The sequence below is a fragment of the Vibrio diazotrophicus genome (assembly GCF_038452265.1).
Taxonomy (GTDB): Bacteria; Pseudomonadota; Gammaproteobacteria; order Enterobacterales; family Vibrionaceae; genus Vibrio; species Vibrio diazotrophicus.
In genome coordinates this window covers 324,409-343,767 of record NZ_CP151842.1, presented here as the reverse complement: position 1 = coordinate 343,767, position 19,359 = coordinate 324,409, and the positions used below count along the sequence as shown (strand labels likewise).

Annotated in this window: 17 protein-coding genes; 10 read left to right on the top strand and 7 right to left on the bottom strand. The window is 45.3% G+C overall.

Going from position 1 to position 19,359, the window contains the following annotated elements; all coding sequences use genetic code 11:
• Window positions 1–140 precede the first annotated feature (140 nt).
• Entirely contained in the window at window positions 141–671 is a 531-nt protein-coding gene (ppa, locus tag AAGA51_RS01630; protein ID WP_042485295.1) for an inorganic diphosphatase, read from the top strand.
• 91 nt (window positions 672–762) lie between these two features.
• Here the strand turns inward: ppa and AAGA51_RS01625 are convergent, their stop codons facing one another.
• From AAGA51_RS01625 to AAGA51_RS01615, 3 genes are read right to left on the bottom strand one after another with little or no spacing between them, the layout of a single operon-like run.
• Window positions 763–1,110, bottom strand: a complete 348-nt coding sequence (locus AAGA51_RS01625) for a gamma-glutamylcyclotransferase family protein (RefSeq protein ID WP_042485292.1) — start codon at window positions 1,108–1,110, stop codon at window positions 763–765.
• Window positions 1,111–1,167: 57 nt separating this feature from the next.
• Window positions 1,168–4,950, bottom strand: a complete 3,783-nt coding sequence (locus AAGA51_RS01620) for an autotransporter assembly complex protein TamB (RefSeq protein ID WP_042485289.1) — start codon at window positions 4,948–4,950, stop codon at window positions 1,168–1,170.
• Window positions 4,947–6,662 carry an autotransporter assembly complex protein TamA gene (locus AAGA51_RS01615; RefSeq protein ID WP_042485285.1) on the bottom strand — a complete coding sequence of 572 codons (1,716 nt, stop codon included), beginning with the start codon at window positions 6,660–6,662 and terminating at the stop codon, window positions 4,947–4,949. Before AAGA51_RS01615 ends, AAGA51_RS01620 begins: the two co-directional genes overlap by 4 nt.
• 178 nt (window positions 6,663–6,840) lie before the next feature.
• Between AAGA51_RS01615 and msrA the strand changes: the two genes are divergently transcribed.
• The 8 genes from msrA (at window position 6,841) to AAGA51_RS01575 (ending at window position 13,007) form a co-directional block, all read left to right on the top strand.
• Window positions 6,841–7,479, top strand: a complete 639-nt coding sequence (gene msrA, locus AAGA51_RS01610) for a peptide-methionine (S)-S-oxide reductase MsrA (RefSeq protein WP_042485283.1) — start codon at window positions 6,841–6,843, stop codon at window positions 7,477–7,479.
• A gap of 116 nt (window positions 7,480–7,595) precedes the next feature.
• Window positions 7,596–8,147 (top strand): YtfJ family protein, encoded by a 552-nt coding sequence (locus AAGA51_RS01605; RefSeq protein ID WP_042485280.1) that lies wholly within the window; start codon window positions 7,596–7,598, stop codon window positions 8,145–8,147.
• A 126-nt stretch (window positions 8,148–8,273) separates the two neighbouring features.
• Complete coding sequence (locus AAGA51_RS01600; RefSeq protein WP_042485278.1) at window positions 8,274–8,570, top strand: DUF2607 family protein; 297 nt, start codon at window positions 8,274–8,276, stop codon at window positions 8,568–8,570.
• 57 nt (window positions 8,571–8,627) lie between these two features.
• Window positions 8,628–9,260, top strand: coding sequence for a zinc uptake protein ZrgA (gene zrgA, locus AAGA51_RS01595; RefSeq protein ID WP_042485275.1), 633 nt, complete (start codon window positions 8,628–8,630; stop codon window positions 9,258–9,260).
• A 65-nt stretch (window positions 9,261–9,325) separates the two neighbouring features.
• Window positions 9,326–10,042 carry an ABC transporter ATP-binding protein gene (locus AAGA51_RS01590; protein ID WP_042485273.1) on the top strand — a complete coding sequence of 239 codons (717 nt, stop codon included), beginning with the start codon at window positions 9,326–9,328 and terminating at the stop codon, window positions 10,040–10,042.
• Complete coding sequence (locus AAGA51_RS01585) at window positions 10,039–11,298, top strand: ABC transporter permease (RefSeq protein ID WP_042485270.1); 1,260 nt, start codon at window positions 10,039–10,041, stop codon at window positions 11,296–11,298. The genes AAGA51_RS01590 and AAGA51_RS01585 overlap by 4 nt, the downstream gene beginning before the upstream one ends.
• Window positions 11,299–11,311: 13 nt before the next feature.
• Entirely contained in the window at window positions 11,312–11,812 is a 501-nt protein-coding gene (locus tag AAGA51_RS01580) for a DUF3299 domain-containing protein (protein ID WP_042485268.1), read from the top strand.
• Between the two features lie 298 nt (window positions 11,813–12,110).
• Window positions 12,111–13,007 carry a TIGR03899 family protein gene (locus tag AAGA51_RS01575; RefSeq protein WP_042485265.1) on the top strand — a complete coding sequence of 299 codons (897 nt, stop codon included), beginning with the start codon at window positions 12,111–12,113 and terminating at the stop codon, window positions 13,005–13,007.
• Window positions 13,008–13,053: 46 nt separating this feature from the next.
• Here AAGA51_RS01575 and cysC read toward each other — a convergent pair whose 3' ends face one another.
• The 4 genes from cysC to cobA all read right to left on the bottom strand — a co-directional run bounded on the left by cysC (window position 13,054) and on the right by cobA (window position 17,019).
• The gene (gene cysC / locus AAGA51_RS01570; protein ID WP_042485261.1) at window positions 13,054–13,674 is read right to left on the bottom strand and encodes an adenylyl-sulfate kinase; all 621 of its coding nucleotides are present in this window, start codon (window positions 13,672–13,674) and stop codon (window positions 13,054–13,056) included.
• A 25-nt stretch (window positions 13,675–13,699) separates the two neighbouring features.
• Window positions 13,700–15,130 (bottom strand): sulfate adenylyltransferase subunit CysN, encoded by a 1,431-nt coding sequence (gene cysN / locus AAGA51_RS01565; protein WP_042485257.1) that lies wholly within the window; start codon window positions 15,128–15,130, stop codon window positions 13,700–13,702.
• Between the two features lie 17 nt (window positions 15,131–15,147).
• On the bottom strand, window positions 15,148–16,056 hold the full coding sequence (gene cysD, locus AAGA51_RS01560) for a sulfate adenylyltransferase subunit CysD (RefSeq protein WP_042485256.1): 909 nt from the start codon (window positions 16,054–16,056) through the stop codon (window positions 15,148–15,150).
• An 81-nt stretch (window positions 16,057–16,137) separates the two neighbouring features.
• Entirely contained in the window at window positions 16,138–17,019 is an 882-nt protein-coding gene (gene cobA, locus AAGA51_RS01555; protein ID WP_042485254.1) for a uroporphyrinogen-III C-methyltransferase, read from the bottom strand.
• Window positions 17,020–17,380: 361 nt separating this feature from the next.
• Between cobA and cpdB the strand changes: the two genes are divergently transcribed.
• Complete coding sequence (gene cpdB, locus AAGA51_RS01550; RefSeq protein WP_255209379.1) at window positions 17,381–19,288, top strand: 2',3'-cyclic-nucleotide 2'-phosphodiesterase; 1,908 nt, start codon at window positions 17,381–17,383, stop codon at window positions 19,286–19,288.
• Window positions 19,289–19,359 lie beyond the last annotated feature (71 nt).

Genomic DNA, 19,359 nt, shown 5'->3' with positions numbered 1-19,359 from the left:
GCTTAGGTTTGCTTGGGGATCGACTCATTTACGGGTAAACTCTAGCCTTTGCTATGTAGCGGCCCTTTGATGCCCATACATAACATTCATAACAATAAGTCTTGATTCTTGAAGTCCGGCTAACGAAAAGGAAACCTTTAATGAGCTTAAACAATGTGCCAGCAGGCAAATCTCTTCCAGACGATATCTACGTTATCATCGAAATTCCAGCTAACGCAGACCCAATCAAATACGAAGTAGACAAAGATTCTGGCGCTGTATTCGTAGACCGTTTCATGTCTGCTCCTATGTTCTACCCATGTAACTACGGTTACGTGAACCACACTCTATCTCTAGACGGTGACCCCGTAGACGTATTAGTACCAACGCCATTCCCACTAATGCCTGGATCAGTAATTCGCTGTCGTCCAGTTGGCGTACTAAAAATGAGCGATGAGTCTGGTGAAGATGCGAAAGTTATCGCTGTACCACACGAGAAACTTTCTAAAGAATACAACCACATTCAAGATGTGAACGACCTTCCAGAGCTTCTAAAAGCACAAATCACTCACTTCTTCGAGCGTTACAAAGACCTTGAAGCTGGCAAATGGGTGAAAGTTGAAGGTTGGGAAGACGCAGCTGCAGCTCGTGAAGAGATCAAAACTTCATACGAGCGCGCACAGCAAAAATAAGCGTACCGAACGAATGAAAAAGCCAGCATTTCGCTGGCTTTTTTTTGAGCCAAAACATGGCTGAAGTAATTATCTCCAAAGCTGAAGAAGCTTACACTCGTTGACACCAGTCTCCAGAATCAATCAGAGCTTCTTGTGACGTTACTTCTTGGTAAATGTATATCCATGCAGTGCCAAAAGGAGTTTCAATGGTATCTCGGCGATATTCCACTGGAACGTCTTCCAAAATATCCAACTTAGCCAACGTCTCTTCATCCACCAAATACACTTCTCCAGAAATGGTATGGTGCCCCTCGATTAAGCCCGGATAAGGACCTAAGTCATAAAGAGCATACTCTGGCTTGGTAACGTATTGCCCCAGCAATTGACTACTTTCCAAAAAGCTATGATTGCTTTCTCCTTGGCGTAAAGTGCCATAAACAAAAACTAAATGTTGCACTTACTTCTCCTTTAGATATACACCCGAGTCATCGCAAGACTCATGGGCATAACAGCCTCAATTCAATTCGAATTGATACAGCAAATCAACCGCACTATCTAAGCCCGATACCGCTTCCACATACAAATCTGTCATTAAACGATAGCGGACTGTAAATTCCCCTACCGAGTTAAAAATACCTACGCCGTATTTTACTTGCAGCCCCGGACGAATGTAACCACTCACCGTCACCTGAGATTCATCACCGGATCCAGCAGTGTCCAGCTTCAAGTCTTGTACACCAAAAGCACTACCAATTTCACTCACTACTTTACCGCTTTTCGCAAGGCTCAAACCTATCAATGTGGTGGTCATGGCATCGCCACTGGTTTCACTGTCGATATCTTGCCCGCGCAGTAAGTATGACAGAGCATTTGCTTGAGGCATGCTCGGTTCTGAGAATATCGAAACAAGAGGCTCGTTCGCAGGGCCGGTCACCTGTACACCTGCTATCACATTATCCTGAGTATTCTCTGGATTTCGAATCGCTTTGATCGACAGATAAGGCTGATCGACAGGGCCATTCATTAAAATCTTCCCTTCTTGAATAACTAGATCCTGACCAAAGGAGCGATATTTACCGTTCAGGATATTGACCTCACCGTTAACCAGTGGTCCTTTGTCCTTTTGAACAACGTTGACACGGCCAACCAAATCGCCTTCCAGACCAAACGCCTCTAGCTTGAAGTCGTCGCCAATAGTAATCGACACATCCGTTTCAATATCAAACGGCAGCGTATTCTGCTCACTTACCGGCGTTAAGTCCTCGTTCAGTAACACCTGATCTTTTGACACACTCACCGCACTTGGTGGTAATTCTTCGACAACAATGCGTCCCCAAGGCAGCGCGATATTCCCAGTAACTTTAGCCAACTTTGGCTGCATGTTCAGTGTCAGATCTGGTACAACTTTAACTTTGACTATCGGTGGTAAATCCACCAGCAATGATTTGGCAAATACGTGGCTATTCAATCTCCAATCATCGATGTTTTGCCAGTCTGCATCCCCTGTGATCTCAAGTTCACCGTCTTGTGTCAGCACATTGGCATTTAAACTTGCCTGATAACCTTTGAAAGTCAAAGTGACGAGACCTGATTCAACTTCTACCGGAGAGATATCCCCTTTCACCTGAATACCATCAACGCTGACCACACCATCCACCTGCGGATGAAGCATGTCGCCTTTAAACTTGAGGTCAGATTCAATATTCGATTTCAGAGAGCTGTATTCACCCACCAAAGGTGCAAGAAAATCTAAGTTAAACGTGGATAGCTTAAGATTCCCTTCCATGCGTTTGTTTTCTTTGGTGACGTCCGCAATGATAACTTTCCCAGACAAGTCGCCATTGTCCGTCATATCGACATTCCAATAAGCTTGCAGACGATTACGAATCAGAGAGGCTTGCAGAGAGACTTTATCCCACCCCACAGTTAACGGCTGTTCTAGATTTTGACTAACAGAGCCCTTAGGTAAATTCAATTCTAGCTTAGCCTGAGGAGGCTGGTTTGCTTGCCATTTTGCCCAAACTGTCGCATTCGCCTCGCCATCGATATTGGTATCTGGCGGCATGAATGCTTTCACTTGAGAGAAATTAAACTGATTTACAGAAAGCTGAACTTCACCGCTTTCACCAACGATGGATGGCTTGTCGAGACATACCGACGCGCCAGACTGAATCCAGCAGTGAGCAGCAAGAGTGGCGTTTTGTTTATCAACATCCACATTAATACTCATCGGTTTATCCAATGCCCAGACACCTTGCTCAGTTTCCAGCGTCATACGGTTTAACTGACCATCCCACAACAATGAGGGCTTATCTTTAAGACCGCCTTGAATGTTTAAACTGGTCGATACAATGTCAGACTGCACATCCAGAGTGAGTTCATGCTCTTGCTGCTCACCGCTAAAACGCATCACAACGGAATTGATCAATTGATCTTGATAAGACGCCTCAGTCACCTTTAGACGTAAGTCAGCTTGCGGCTTAGGCAATGGCGTCACATTGCCCGTTAAAGTAACGTGCTTCACCTTGGCGTCTTGCTGCCAAGCGATAGAGTCTGCATCCAAAGAGAGTTTTATTTGCGGCTCGCTCATTGCGCCACGCAGTAATACATCACCAATCACTTTGCCTTTAAGATCCGGCACGCTTTTAGACAAATCCGCTAAATTAAGTGACAAAGACATTCGCCACTCTTTATCTAGCTTACCCTTAGCCGTGACCTTATTTGGACCATGAGCAAGATTGATTCCCTGCGTAGTAACCTCATATCGCCCTTTACCTGAAATATCTGAAGCATCAATCTGACCATTTAAATGCAACGGATAATCACGCACTAAACCATTGACGGAAAGTTGCGGGACTTTCACTATCCAACCGCCTTGGCTAGTCAATTCGCCTGAGGTTTCGATTTCACCACTGACAATACCTTCCGCTTCTGGCCATTGCAGACCGGGTTGAATTAGATTCATGTCCAGCTTTGCTTGCCAGTTAATCGGCTCGTTCCAATTGGCTTTTATCTCACCGAGAATACGTCCGCCGAGTGTATCAATCTTGATATCACTTAAGGCAATTTCGCTTAAATTCCCCTCACCTTTGGTGTCAATCGCAACATCTGGCAGATCTTTCCCTTTCAGTTGCCCGACTAAGCCAAGCTGATAGCGCTCTAGCGAACCTTTACCATAGAAATGGGAAGCATCAATAAAGTAATCCCCTTTGCCAACCAGCGGCCATTGTCCGTGCAGATCTTTTATGTCGATATCAAACGGTAATTGAGGATCAAGCGGCTTCAATTTAGCTTTAATACTGGCTTTTGCCAGATCGGTCAGTTCTGCTTGTACACTTAAATCCGCCACACTGCCTGATGCATTCAAACTAAGCGCTTGCCCCTTGGCTTCAGCCAACTTGACTTTCGAGGTCAAATCTAATGACAGAAGATAGTTATCTTTGAGTTTTACTTTGGTATTTAGCTGAGCATCTACTTCTGGGGTATCAAGTTCCAGCGTATCAACCGACACATCGTATTGATAAGCCTTAGCTTTAAGGCCGAGATGATTTACCACCACAGGTATTTCTTGGTGCAGCGTGAAGTCATTGATGTCTAACCGCGCTAAATTAATTCTCAGCGGAATCAATACATCCGGTAACACTATCGCCTGAGGTTCGCTTTGGGCTGCAGGCTCTGCTTTTTGTAGGGGTTCAGCTTTTTCAGCCTGAGGCTCGTCTTGGCTTTGCGCCAACGTGACTTCAATCTTGTTCCATAAGGTTTTCCCTATGGTGAGGTTGTTGCCTTGAAACGAAGCTTGAGTAGAGAAATGCTGCCAAACCACACGATTGCCTAAGATATCGAGATCAATGTCATTTAGCGTTAGACGATTGAGACGGATAGGCACTGGTGTCGTAATGCTGGTCAGTGGCTCTGAACTTGGTTCATCTGTAGTGGTTGTCGTTTCTGGAAGAGACGGCAAAGAGAACTTCAGCCCCGAAAGACTAATGTCATTAATACAAACAGAAGGTTCTAAAAAGCAGTTGCCATTGATCGCCAGAGTTGCACTTTGCAACTGCATATCAACATTCAAAGAAGGATCAACATAGCTCACTTCATTTAAAGTGAATCTTGGGAACAAAGATCCTCGGGTTGATTTCACTTCGAGCTGTGGAACAAATTGATTCACGCCCCACAAGGCAAAATTAAGCCCTGTATTGGTAAACAAAAGCCCGGCAACAGACAGCACTAAGACGACCAGCAGTGCTATCACCCCCAGAGAAATCCATTTGCTCCATTTCAAAGCCAGCTTAATCATAGCTCTGGCCCTAATGAGAAGTGAATTCGGAAACGCTCACCGGGGTCAGACTCCAGCCCCCATGCGAAATCGAGACGGAGTGGCCCCACTGGAGATACCCAGCGAACACCAAAACCCGTACCCGTTTTCCATCTGGGCGTGTAATCAAACGCATCACCGCCATCGACGAATACCGCTCCCCACCAGTTTCCCGCGAGACGATATTGATATTCCACCGAGCCAGTTGCCATATATTTCGCACCAGCCAATGCACCACTGGAGTCCCGAGGTGAAATCGACTCATATTCATAACCACGTAAGTTGTTGTCTCCACCCGCGAAGAAACGTAAAGAAGGCGGCAGTTTATCGAAGTCCTCGACAAAGTTAGCCCCCCCCCCCATTCGGAACACGCCACGATGATTTTCACCAGCGGTACGAATCCAAGACGTTCCCGCTAAAACCCGTACCAAATTCGTTTCTGACACAAACGAGTCTGAGCCATATTCAATAGTAACGGTTTGCTTGTCACCCCAAGTAATCAGTGAACCACTGTTTCGGGCTCTGGTACGACTAAAGGTAAAACCGGGCAACACGAATTGACCAACATCATCCAGCACACCTTGTTCATAGCCTTCGATAAGATAACGAACAAACATGGTTCGGTGCCAACCACTGTCCACTAGCCAATGCCTTTCTACAGACAGATTGGACTCCAGACTTTGCGTATCGCGGTTATCGACTTTCTTCAAGCCATACTGAACTCGGTAATACTCATGCAGGACATCTTCCAGTGGGATTTTATAGCCGGCAGTAATGTACTGCTCAGGTTCTGAAATAGAAAAGCTGCTGTCAAAGCTGTGTCCGCGCGAGTTGATCCAAGGCTTCTTCCATTTAAACGTGCCTCGGGGGCCAACGTCTGTGGAGTAGCCAAGACCCGTTTCAAATTTATTGCGCGCCTGTGGTGCCACAGAGACTTTCATCGGCAGCTCACGCCCACCATCCAAGTTGTTTAAGTCCGGCTCGACAAATACTGAAGAAAACCATTCGGTACTCGACAGGTTCTGGTTATGTTCGCCGACTTTAGACACCAAATATGGGTCGCCTTCTTTATATGGCTGCAACGAAGCGACACGATTCTCATCGATTTGACTTCCTTCAACGCTCGTCGCGCCAAATTGATATCGAATGCCACTGTCGTAATGAAGTCGCACAAAGGCTTGGTTGAGTTCAGGCGCGACTTCAAGGCGGCTAGCTATATACGTACCGTTGAAATAACCTTTTTGCAGAGCAAGATTACGTAACGACGATTTTAAGCTGTCGTATTGACCGTGATTGAGCGACTCGCCCTGTTTAAGACCACTTTGGCTAATCACTCGGATAAAATCGGGGTCATTTTCAGCTTCACCTGTGATCACAATGTCAACCAGCTCTAGTCGCGTCACTTCACCAGCATCGACATGAACAGACAGAACATCTCCGGACTCTTTCACTTCAAAATCAATTTCCGGATGGTAATAGCCAAGGGCATTGAGCGCTTCAACGATATTTTTTTGCAAACGCGATTGAAAGCGTAACTGAGTGGAATAATCAGATTCGGGAATTGAAGAGATATAAGCATCGACGTTATCTTTCAGCTCTTTTTCTAAGCCATCAATCTCCAAGCTAACCTTGGCGAAAGAAGCAGCAGAAAAGAGTAAAGCGGCGAATAGCACTGGTAATGATTTTCGTCTCATGCTTAATTATGGCGTCGTTATACTAGGCTTATTGTTGAGAGTTAGTGAAATCATAACGCCAATGCTCATAATAGTCTGTACGAAATCAGTCAATTATCAGGTCTATAGCTATTAATTAAAAAAATAATCATCGCAAGCCTGTATTTTCAAACCCAGCTTTTAAAACAAAGGAAGTTCCATGTTAGATAAACAAACTATGGTTACGGCAGACTCCGCACTGCCTGGACGTGATACTCCAATGGCTATCGAAGACACTCACTTTGTCAATCAATCAAGCCTGAGCGCAGCGCCAAAAAACGGTGAAGAGCAAATCTTAATTGGTATGGGCTGCTTTTGGGGCGCAGAACGCCTGTTTTGGGGACTAGAAGGTGTCGTTTCGACTTCCGTGGGCTATTCAGGTGGTTTCACTCCAAACCCAGCCTATGAAGAAGTCTGCACAGGACACACGGGGCACACTGAAGTCGTTCGTGTAATTTACAACCCTAGTGTTCTGCCACTAAAACAGTTGCTTAACCATTTCTGGGAGCGTCATGACCCAACTCAAGGTATGCGCCAAGGCGGAGACTTAGGCACTCAATACCGTTCAGCACTCTATGTGTACGATGAAGAGCAAAAGTCTATCGCTGAACAGAGCAAAGCAGAATATCAGGCACTTCTTTCACAACAGGAGAAGGCGCAGATCACCACTGAGATTCTTCCAGCAGGTCCTTACTACTTTGCTGAAACTTACCACCAGCAATACCTAGCTAAAAACCCTCAAGGCTACTGTGGTTTGGGTGGTACTGGTGTTTGTTTCCCGCCAAGTTTGAGTGAGTAATCACTCTATTCAGAGCAAAAAATTGCAGGCACCGTCCTGCAATTTTTACTTCTCCTTAAAATACACTCAAAATTCTGTGCTATACATTCTGTGCTTATTATAAAGGAATCAAACACATGAAAATGAAAGCACTACTGCCGTTTATCCTAGCTTGCTCGCCAGCGATCGCGTTCGCACACAACATTCAACTGAATAGTTCTGTGCCAAACGTGAAGGTTGAAACATACGGCGAAATACTGGTTGAAGGTAAAGACACAACTTTCCAAGCTTGGAATAGCGAACAAATGAAAGGCAAAGTTCGAATCATCCAAGCTATAGCGGGTCGTAGCGCGGCGAAAGCGATGAACGCTGATCTTATGGCGGCAATTACTGCTGCTCATTTTCCAGAGCAGGAATATCAAACAACGACCATCATCAATCAGGATGATGCTATCTGGGGAACAGGCTCTTTTGTTAAGTCGTCAGCACAAGACAGCAAACTTGAATTTCCTTGGTCGTCGATTGTTTTGGACGAATCTGGCAACGTAGCGAAGGGTTGGGATCTTCAACCTGAGTCATCCGCTATCATCGTTCAGGACAAGCAAGGTAACGTACTGTTCGTTAAAGAGGGTGCGTTAAATGAACAAGAGATCCAACAAGTTTTAGAGCTTGTAAAAGCCTCTCTCTAGTTCTCTTTCAACTTGAAAACCTCCCTACAATTAGGTGAGAAGATCGTCTTCTCACCTAAATCATCGCTTGCCTGATTTTTTTACTGTTATATTATAACAATTCTTTATTTTAACTCTGTGATGTCAATGTTTTCGAACCTGCACTCTTTACGCGCTAAAGCTAAGATAGTCGCTATTCCGGCTATCTTGTTGATGGTGTGGCTAAATATTGCATTTATTGAACATCAGCTCGACGCCTCTCCAGCTCATCACAGCGAGCATCATTGCCAACTTTTTTCTAGTGCCAACCAAGCGTTAGCGCAGCATATTCCTGAGTTACCGATTTGGGTTTCGCATAACTACCTTGAGCCTGTAACTCAAATCGCTAACATCTCGACCTTGTACTTGGCTTATCTCGCACGTTCACCGCCAACTCCAGTGTAATCACTTACGTTCAAATCAATTGATAACCAGTATTACTATTTTTATTTGGAGTTTCCGATGTTTACTAAACCACTATTAGCCCTCAGCATTACCGCTGCTTTCGCCACTTCTGCTTTTGCTCAGGATGAATTTCGTCAACATGAAGCACATGTTCATGGCCATGTTGAATTTAATATTGCACAGGATGGTCACGAGCTACTGATGGAAATCACCGCACCGGGTGCCGATGTTGTGGGCTTTGAGCATGCCCCTGAGAACGATGAGCAACAGGCAGTTCTCTCTAAAGCATTAGAAACATTAAATCAGGCCGATTCTGTTTTCACTTTATCAGCAGCGGCAAAATGTCATATCGAAAGTGCCAGCGTTAAGCACAATTTGGGTGGTGAACACGAAGAGCATGAAGGTCACGAGCACGAAGAGCACGACCACGATGATCATAAAGACCATGATGACCACGCAAACCATGAGCATGAGTCGCACGAAGGTCATGAGCATGAAGAAGGCAGCTCACACGGTTCGTTCACCGTTCAATACAGCTTCCACTGTGATGACATTGCTAAACTGAGCCAGATCGAAACTCAGTGGTTTAAGCTGTTCCCTGCAACTCAGGAAATTGATGTGAACTTACTAACAGACAAAGCACAGACCGCTTTGGAACTAAAACCGAGCAACACCATCATTTCTTTGTAAAGAATCCTTTATAAAATTCGATCTATGGGTAAGCACTCACTTACCCATTTTTATAGGGAGCAGTGATGTCCAGTTTTCAAATCGATTCAAACCAAGCAGTAATTGAACTGAATAAAGTGATCTTTCAGTGGCCGAATAGCGATAGCGCAACACTCGACATTGAACACTTAAGCGTAAAAGCAAATGAGCACGTATTTATCAAAGGCCCTAGTGGCTGCGGCAAGTCCACTCTGCTCGGCCTGTTAACAGGAATCAATGTCGCGACTCAAGGTGAAGTGCAGCTACTTGATAGCAACCTTACCCAGCTCTCTTCGAGTCAAAGAGACCGCTTTCGCGCCGATAATATTGGCTATATTTTTCAACAATTTAATTTACTGCCTTATCTCTCTGTAGTGGAAAACATTGTTCTTCCCTGCCAGTTTTCCAGCCAACGTAAAAGCAATGTCACCGGCAGCCTCACTCAAAGAGCCCATGAGTTATTAGACAAACTTCATTTACCTAAATCGGTACGAGAAAAGCCGGTCATTGACCTCAGTATTGGTCAGCAGCAGCGAGTTGCAGCGGCAAGAGCATTAATTGGTGAGCCTAAAATTGTTATTGCTGACGAGCCAACGTCTGCACTCGATTACGATAATCGCAGCGCTTTCATAGAACTGCTGATGGAAGAAGCTAACCGTGTTGGTTCAACGCTGGTGTTTGTCAGCCATGACCCGACATTGGAAAGTCTGTTTGAGCGAGTCATACACCTGCCAACACTCAACCGAGCAGGAGACCAACAATGAAAGTGATCGCCAGTTTAGCGTGGAAAAGTTTACTTAATCGTAAAACCACGGCTCTGCTAACCATTATGACGGTGGCTATTTCCGTTATTCTTCTCATGGGTGTTGAACGTATTCGTACTCAGGCAAAAAGTAGTTTTGCCAATACCGTATCAGGAACCGATCTTATCGTCGGTGGTCGTTCTGGTCAGGTGAACTTACTGCTCTACTCAGTGTTCCGCATTGGCAACGCCACCAACAATATTGACTGGAAAAGCTACCAAGAATTTAGTCAGCATAAATCCGTTAAGTGGGCGATTCCTATTTCACTGGGTGACTCGCACAAAGGTTTCCGAGTAATGGGAACGAACCAGAGTTATTTTGAACACTTCCGTTATGGAAGTAAGCAACCACTCACTTTTACCCAAGGTAAAGAGTTTAAAGGCTTATTTGAGACGGTTTTGGGCTCTGATGTTGCCAAGAAACTGGGGTATCACATCGGCAGTGAAATTATTATCGCTCACGGTATCAGTGATGTCGGTTTCAGCCGTCACGACAACTTGCCTTTTAAAGTAGTAGGGATTCTTGCGCCAACCGGCACTCCGGTAGACAAAACTGTGCACGTTTCTCTGCAAGCCATTGAAGCTATCCATGTTGGTTGGGAATCTGGCGCACACCTAGGTCACTCACCAGACCAAGCTCAACTGGAGCATCACCAATTTGAACCTAAACAGGTCACTGCCATGATGATCGGTTTAAAATCCAAAATTCAGACCTTTGCTTTGCAAAGACAAATCAATGAGTACCGTAAAGAGCCGCTTAGCGCGATTATGCCGGGTGTCGCGTTACACGAGTTATGGGGCATGATGTCAGTGGCTGAGCAGGCGTTGATGGCGGTATCGATTTTCGTTGTTGTCGCAGGCTTACTTGGTATGCTCAGCAGCCTGTTAACCAGCTTGCAAGAACGCAGACGTGAAATGTCGATACTGAGGGCTATGGGCGCAAGGCCAAAACATGTATTCTCCCTGCTAGTCAGTGAAGCAAGCGTCTTAACTTTACTCGGAATTACTGTTGGTCTTGTCGGTTTATATGGCCTGCTGGGTATCGCCGCGCCATTGATTGAAAGCCAATACGGTATTCAGATCGAACTCAATGGAATTACCCGATACGAATGGCTGCTTCTTGCTTATGTGCAGAGCGCTGGCATCTTAATTGGGTTTATTCCAGCAATCAGAGCTTACAGACAGTCACTGAGTGATGGTATGACGATCAGGCTCTAGTCTAGGAACAAATATGAAACAACTGCTTTTAAGTTTTATGCTGGTACTGCTACCAGCTTTTACAGCAACAGCTCAAAGCGCTGAGGATGTTCTAACTTTAGATTGGATTGACTTGGTTCCCGAAAGTGAGCGCAACCAGTTCAATCAGCAAGGCATGCCTGCGGCGAATCATGAAGGTGAGGCTCCGGCACAGCAGTCTCAGCTAGGAGCGGTTCGCCCTGAGTTAAATGGCAGCACGGTAAAAATTCCGGGCTTTGTGATCCCTTTAGAAGGGGATGAGAATACAGTGACCGAGTTTTTGTTGGTCCCGTACTTTGGAGCCTGTATTCATGTGCCACCACCGCCGCCAAATCAAATTATTTACGTGAAATTCCCACAAGGAGCGCCAATCCAACAACTTTGGGATGTGGTGTACGTGATAGGAACGCTCAAGACAGAGTCTATGAGCGTTGAACTGGCGGACACAGGTTATGTCATTGAAGGCACAGAAATAGCCGAATACGATGACATGTAAATTTTGTTAAAAAATTGAGCACCTGTTTAGTGACTAAACTCTAGGAAATGTAGGTAGACAAATATCCCAATACTGATATGTATACCGCAAAGAGTAAAGCTGTCGACAGGTGCTTTTTAAATCTATTATCTTTCCAATACTTCATAAGCACCTCACAAACGCGATAACAATTTTAACAACTTATTATCATTTGTGGTAGCGCAAATTTATGCACATTATTCAATAGTTTCACTAGCCGACTCTACTTTTACAGAGTACATTTTATTCCATGTCTGAAAGTAGCATCCTCAGGGACCCCATGGCCGAACAGAAACAACCTGTTGTTATTGAACACGAAGCAACAACGGAAAACAGCCAAGACAACAAATCTAACTATGTAAAAGACAGCGCGAGCCGTATATACGCGATCGCTCAACAACATGGTATTGATGCTCTGCTACATAAAGTTCCACCGCAAAAAACACCTTTAGAACGCGCATTGAAGCGTGAACAAGAGATTAAAGCTCAGAAGCAGAAGAATCTGGAACAAATTGTAAAGCTGGCGCATGTCTCTTGTAGAAACGAAACCGCTGGCGATCCCGATCAGGATTGGCTCTACCGTTTTTTCGAAATGGCACAAGACATCCACAATTCCTCAATGCAACGTCTTTGGGCTCAAGTGCTAAAACGCGAAACCACCAATCCGGGGTTCACCTCAATGAAGGCGTTAAAAATCCTCAAAGATATGACGCCGAAAGAGGCGCAAATTCTTCAGCGAGCAGCGGCACTTGCATGCAGTTTTGGTACGGATTCGAGCTTGAAGCTGCTGTTTGGGATGAAGGTACCCAGTGGTATATTCAGCCTCAGTAAAAGAGACTCAGTGACAACGATTAATATCGGGAACCACCAGCTTCCCTACTCCAGTTTACTGGTGTTAATCGAGCTAGGACTTGTGCACGCCACAGAGTTGGAATCCGGTGAGATTGAACTGGACCCGCCACTATTACTCACTTATCAAGGCACGAGCTTATCCTTGCAAGCGTCAACTAAAGGCGTGAGATTGCTCTACTACCGTTTTAGTCCAACGGGTAATGAGCTGTGTCGATTACTCGGCCACAAACCGAACTCCCAGTATTACGATCAGGTGGTCGCGATGTTGAATCAGAAATTTACGGTACATACCGACGTGAAAAGTTCCATCCACCACACCGTATAAAAGAAAAAGTCAGGCTCTAGGCCTGACTTTTTACTTAATGCGATTTCTATTGAAAGATGATTTTGCGTTTTGCCATCTCAGCAATGCATAAATCAACCAGCGTATCGATATTCTCGTCACCTGCGGGTAAGTCAATTTCTGGCTCTAAAGGCGCTTCATAAGCGGAATCAATGCCAGTGAAGTTGGCAATTTCTCCTGCTCGGGCTTTTTTGTACAAGCCTTTCGGGTCACGCTGTTCACACACTTCCAGAGAGGTGTTCACATACACTTCCATAAATTCACTTTCAGGCAATAAATCACGTACCATTTGACGCTCTGCCCGATGAGGTGAAATAAACGCCGTCAACACGATAAGCCCTGCATCCGCCATCAGCTTTGCCAGTTCACCGATGCGACGAATGTTCTCACGGCGGTCTTGCTCAGAAAAGCCGAGATCAGAACACAAACCATGACGGACATTGTCGCCATCCAGTAAGTAGGTGTGGTACCCCAACTGAGCGAGACGCGTCTCAAGTGCGCCCGCAATCGTCGATTTACCCGCGCCAGAAAGTCCGGTAAACCAAAGAACAGCGGGCTTTTGCTGCTTTAACTCTGCACGCAGGTTTTTATCTACCGAGTGCTGATGCCAAACGATATTCTCATCTTTAGCACTTGATGAAGAATCCATAACCTTTTCCTTATTCTTCTGACTGTTATGACTTTAGCAGCTGAGTTAAATCTTTCGCATCCCAATGTGGGAAATGTTTGCGAATCAATGCATTGAGTTCTACTTCAAACGCAGAGAACTGACCTTGTTGTTGCGCTACATTCTGTAAACTATCACGCACCAAACCCGCACCAACGGTAACGTTAGTCAGACGGTCAATCACGATGAAGCCACCGGTATCGGCACAATCCAGATATTTGTCTAAAGCAATCGGAGCGTTAAATGTCCATTCACACAGACCAATACCATTCAGTGGCAATTCTTCAGTCTGGAAAGTAGACAGGTTATTGATATCGTACTGATGACGAATAGAGGTAATCTGACCTACGCTCTTCTTACCTGCGATCTTAATGTCGTATTCGCGGCCAACCTTGAGCGGCTGCTCAGTCATCCACACCACATCGGCAAGCAGATGGTTAGTTGATTCCACCTGCGCGTTTTCAAGCACGATCAAATCACCACGGCTGATATCAATTTCATCAGCCAGAGTCAGCGTGACCGCTAAACCTGCCTGTGCAGTCTCTAAATCACCATCAAAGGTTACAATACGCTTAACGGTAGAGGTTTTTCCTGATGGTAACGCTTTGATTTTGTCGCCAACACTGACTGAGCCAGACGAAATAGTCCCAGCAAAACCGCGGAAGTCGAGATTTGGGCGGTTAACGTACTGCACAGGGAAACGGAATTCGCCGCTGCCTTTTTCATGGTCGATATCGACTGTTTCCAATAGCTCAAGCAGTGCAGGACCTTTATGCCAGCCGAGATTTTCACCTTTCTCAACAACGTTATCTCCCTCTAAAGCAGAGATAGGAATGATTTGAATATCTGTCTCGCCTTGCAGATGTTTAGAGAACTCCAGATATTCTGCACGAATCTCTTCAAAACGTTGCTGTGAGTAATCCACGAGATCCATCTTGTTTACTGCAACGATGAAATGCTTCAAGCCCAATAGGTTTGAGATAAACGAGTGGCGACGAGTCTGATCCAAAACGCCTTTACGCGCATCAATCAAGATAACCGCCAAATCACAGGTTGAAGCGCCTGTAGCCATGTTGCGGGTGTATTGCTCGTGTCCCGGAGTATCTGCAATGATGAACTTACGTTTCTGGGTAGAAAAATAACGGTAAGCCACATCAATGGTAATGCCTTGCTCACGCTCTGCTTGCAGACCATCCACCAGCAATGCGAGATCAGGACGGGAACCGGTTGTACCAACGCGCTGACTGTCAGAGTGAACCGCCGCAAGTTGATCTTCATAAATCTGTTTTGAGTCGTGTAGCAGACGACCAATTAAAGTACTTTTGCCATCATCTACTGAACCACAGGTTAGGAATCTAAGTAGCGATTTGTGTTGGTGTTGACTCAGGTAACCTTCGATACCGAGCTCTAAAAGCTCTGCTTGAACTGCACTATTCATTCTATTTCCTTAGATCCTTAGAAATAACCTTGGCGTTTTTTCAATTCCATTGATCCAGACTGATCATGGTCGATCGCACGTCCCTGACGTTCACTCGACGTAGCCACTAACATCTCTTCGATGATCTCAGTCAACGTGTTGGCTTCTGATTCGATAGCCCCTGTTAGTGGGTAACAACCTAAAGTACGGAATCGAACACTCTTATGTTGAACTTCTTCATGAGGCTGGATTTCCATACGCTCGTCATCCACCATGATCAGCATGCCGTCTCTTTCCACGACTGGGCGAACCGCAGCGAGATACAGTGGAACGATTTCGATATTTTCCAGATAGATGTATTGCCAGATATCCAGCTCAGTCCAGTTTGAAAGCGGGAACACACGGATGCTCTCGCCTTTGTTAATCTGACCGTTATAGGTTTTCCACAACTCTGGGCGCTGATTTTTAGGGTCCCAGGTATGGTTCTTATCGCGGAACGAATACACACGCTCTTTTGCGCGAGACTTCTCTTCATCACGGCGAGCACCACCAAATGCGGCGTCAAAGCCGTACTTGTTTAATGCTTGTTTTAAGCCCTGAGTTTTCATGATGTCGGTATGTTTTGAAGAACCGTGAACAAACGGGCTGATGCCCATTTCAATACCTTCTGGGTTCTTATGTACCAAAAGCTCAAAACCATACTTTTTCGCTGTCGCATCACGGAACGCGATCATGTCGCGAAATTTCCAGTCAGTATCAACATGGAGAAGAGGGAATGGGATTTTGCCCGGATAAAACGCTTTACGTGCCAAATGAAGCATCACGGATGAGTCTTTACCGATGGAATACATCATCACTGGGTTTGCAAACTCCGCAGCAACTTCACGAATAATGTGAATGCTTTCGGCCTCAAGCTGTTTTAAATGGGTTAAGCGTTGTTGATCCATTTTGCGTGCTTCCTTTTAGCTGCCTTATGGCTTGGCGGGCTTTTGGTTTATAAAATTAAAGAGCCCAACCAATAAATGTATTTATGCGTATTGATACTGTTCTTGACGTGTTGAGCTGTCGTTGAACCATTGAAGTTTGTCTGCCAAGGCCACTACTTCACCAATAACAATCAATGACGGAGACTCGGCATGAGCGGCAAGCTGGGGTAATTCACTAAGCTGACCACGGAACACCTTCTGGGATGACTGAGTACCACGTTCAATAATCGCAATCGGTGTTGATGCATTTCGTCCATGCTCGATAAGCTGCTGAGCGATGGTGCTCGATTTCATCAAACCCATATAAATCACTAAAGTCTGATTACCACGCGCCAGCGTAGACCAGTCCATGTCCGCCGCTTCAGCTTTGAGGTGACCAGTGACAAACAGAGCAGACTGAGCAAAATCACGGTGAGTGAGAGGTATACCAGCATAAGCGGTCGCCCCTGCTGCTGCGGTAATTCCCGGAATGACCTGAAACTTGATACCCGCGTCAAACAACACTTCCAGCTCTTCACCACCACGACCAAACATAAATGGATCACCACCTTTAATGCGAACCACTCGATGACCTTGCTTAGCAAAATCCACTAACAGTTGATTGGTTTTTTCCTGAGGAACGCTGTGGTGACCTGCTCGCTTACCGACACAAACCAAAATAGTGTCCGTTGGAACGAGAGCCATGATGTCGTCAGAGACGAGGTAGTCGTACAAAACCACATCCGCCTGTTGCAGCAAGTTAAGCGCTTTAATCGTCAGCAGTTCTGGGTCTCCCGGTCCTGCTCCGACTAATGCAACTTCACCCGCCTGAAGCTGGCTGCGAGAAAGACTCGTCCATTTGCTTTCTGGTGCAGCGCCATCAACAGCGACTAAGCGTGTTTTTTTCTGCTTTGGCAGCGTTGAAACGTTTTCTGAGCCAGCCATGATTGTCATCCTTTACCAATTGATGAAAGCATTATGGTGTCTTCTTCTTATTACCTGAAATTCTAAAATTTCATTTTTTATTCGAAAAGCTGATAAGTAGTTGGCATGGGGAGGCAGCAAAGGGAAAAAGAGCTTCTATATTAAGAAACTAGGAGTGTGACATCTTGGGGCGAAATAGTGACAACTGGCACCAAATCGGACCATTTAAATGCCTAATGTCACACTTTTATAGAATATGAAATCATTGTTTCATAATAACTTGATACATTTATCGAGTTATCACTTTCCCTATCAATTGGAGTACACAATGACAGTTGCAGTCAAACCTCTATCGATTGCCATTTTAGGTGGTTTGTTGACCATGGCCGGTCCCTCTATGGCGGATACGATCAAACTACGTATTATCGAGACAACTGATATTCACACTAACGTGATGGATTATGACTATTACAAAGACAAGCCATCAGAACAAATTGGTTTGACTCGTGCAGCAACGTTAGTAAAACAAGCACGCGAAGAAGCAACCAACAGTATTCTGGTTGATAACGGTGACTTGATCCAAGGTAGCCCAATGGGTGACTACATGGCAGCGAAAGGTATTAAAGCTGGCGAAGTTCACCCTGTCTACAAAGCAATGAACCAACTCTCTTACGATGTAGGTAACATTGGTAACCACGAATTTAACTATGGTTTGGATTTCCTCCAAGAAACCATCAACGATGCTAAGTTCCCTTACGTCAACGCCAACGTTTACAACGCATCAACTGGTGAGCACCTATTCCAGCCTTACATCATTAAAACGCACACCTTCAAAGATACTGACGGTAAAGCACACGAAGTTAAAGTCGGTTACATCGGTTTCGTTCCACCACAAATCATGGTGTGGGATAAGAAGAACCTTGATGGCCGTGTGATTGCCCGCGACATTAAGAAGACAGCTGAAAAGCTGATCCCAGAAATGAAAGCGAAAGGCGCTGACGTCATTGTGGCGATTCCACACTCTGGTATCTCAACCGAAGAGTATCAATCAGGTGCGGAAAACTCGGTTTACTACTTAACAAAAGTAGCAGGCATTGACGCTATTGCATTCGGTCACTCGCACGCGGTATTCCCAAGTAAAGAATTTGCAAAAGTTGCTGGTGCAGACATTGAGAAAGGCACCATCAATGGCGTGACAGCCGTTATGCCGGGACGTTGGGGCAGCCACGTTGGGGTAATGGATCTGACTCTGGAGCAAAAAGATGGCAAATGGGCAGTAGCCAATGGTCAATCTGAAGCTCGTCCAATCTTTGATAAAGCGAGCAAGAAAGCTCTGGTTGAAGCGGATGCGGGGATCGTAAAAGCCCTTGAAGCAGACCATAAAGGCACTCGTGAGTTCGTTAACCAACCGATTGGTAAATCGAATGACGTGATGTACAGCTTCCTAGCGTTAGTACAAGATGACCCAACAGTTCAAATCGTAAGCTTGGCACAAAAAGATTACGTAGAACGCTTTATTCAAGGCGATCCAAACCTAGACGGTTTGCCAGTGCTTTCAGCAGCTGCGCCGTTCAAAGCGGGCGGTCGTAAGAATGACCCATCAAACTTTACTGAAGTAGAATCGGGTGAACTGACTTTCCGTAACGCAGCGGACTTATACCTATACCCTAATACACTAGTCACTTTGAAAGTGTCAGGTAAAGAAGTTAAAGAGTGGCTGGAATGTTCAGCGGGTCAGTTTAAACAAATTGATGTGAACTCTAGCGAGCCGCAATCGCTAATCGACTGGGATGGCTTCCGCACTTATAACTTCGATGTTATCGATGGCGTAAACTACCAAATCGATATAACTAAACCAGCGAAGTACGACGGCGACTGTAAAGTTATCAATCCTGATTCTCAGCGTATTGTTAACCTGACTTACAAAGGTAAGCCAATTGATACTGCGCAGACGTTCCTGATTGCGACTAACAACTACCGTGCATACAGCAACAAGTTCCCAGGAACAGGTTCAGATTTCATCGCGTTTGATTCACCAGATGAAAACCGTACTGTAGTCGCAGATTACATTGCTCGCGTAAGCAAAGAGCAAGGTGAAGTGACACCAAGTGCAGACAATAACTGGTCATTTGCGCCAATTAAGTCTCAGACCAAACTGGATATTCGCTTCGAAACGTCACCAAGTGAAAAAGCAGCGAAGTTCATCAAAGATAAAGGTCAGTACCCAATGGAACTGATAGGAACGGATGATGTAGGTTTCGGTATTTACCGCATAGACCTACAAAAATAAATCCAGATTCCGTAAAGTATCAGCCGCAGCATCCGCTGCGGCTTTTTTATTCGAGGCAAAAGAGTAATGAC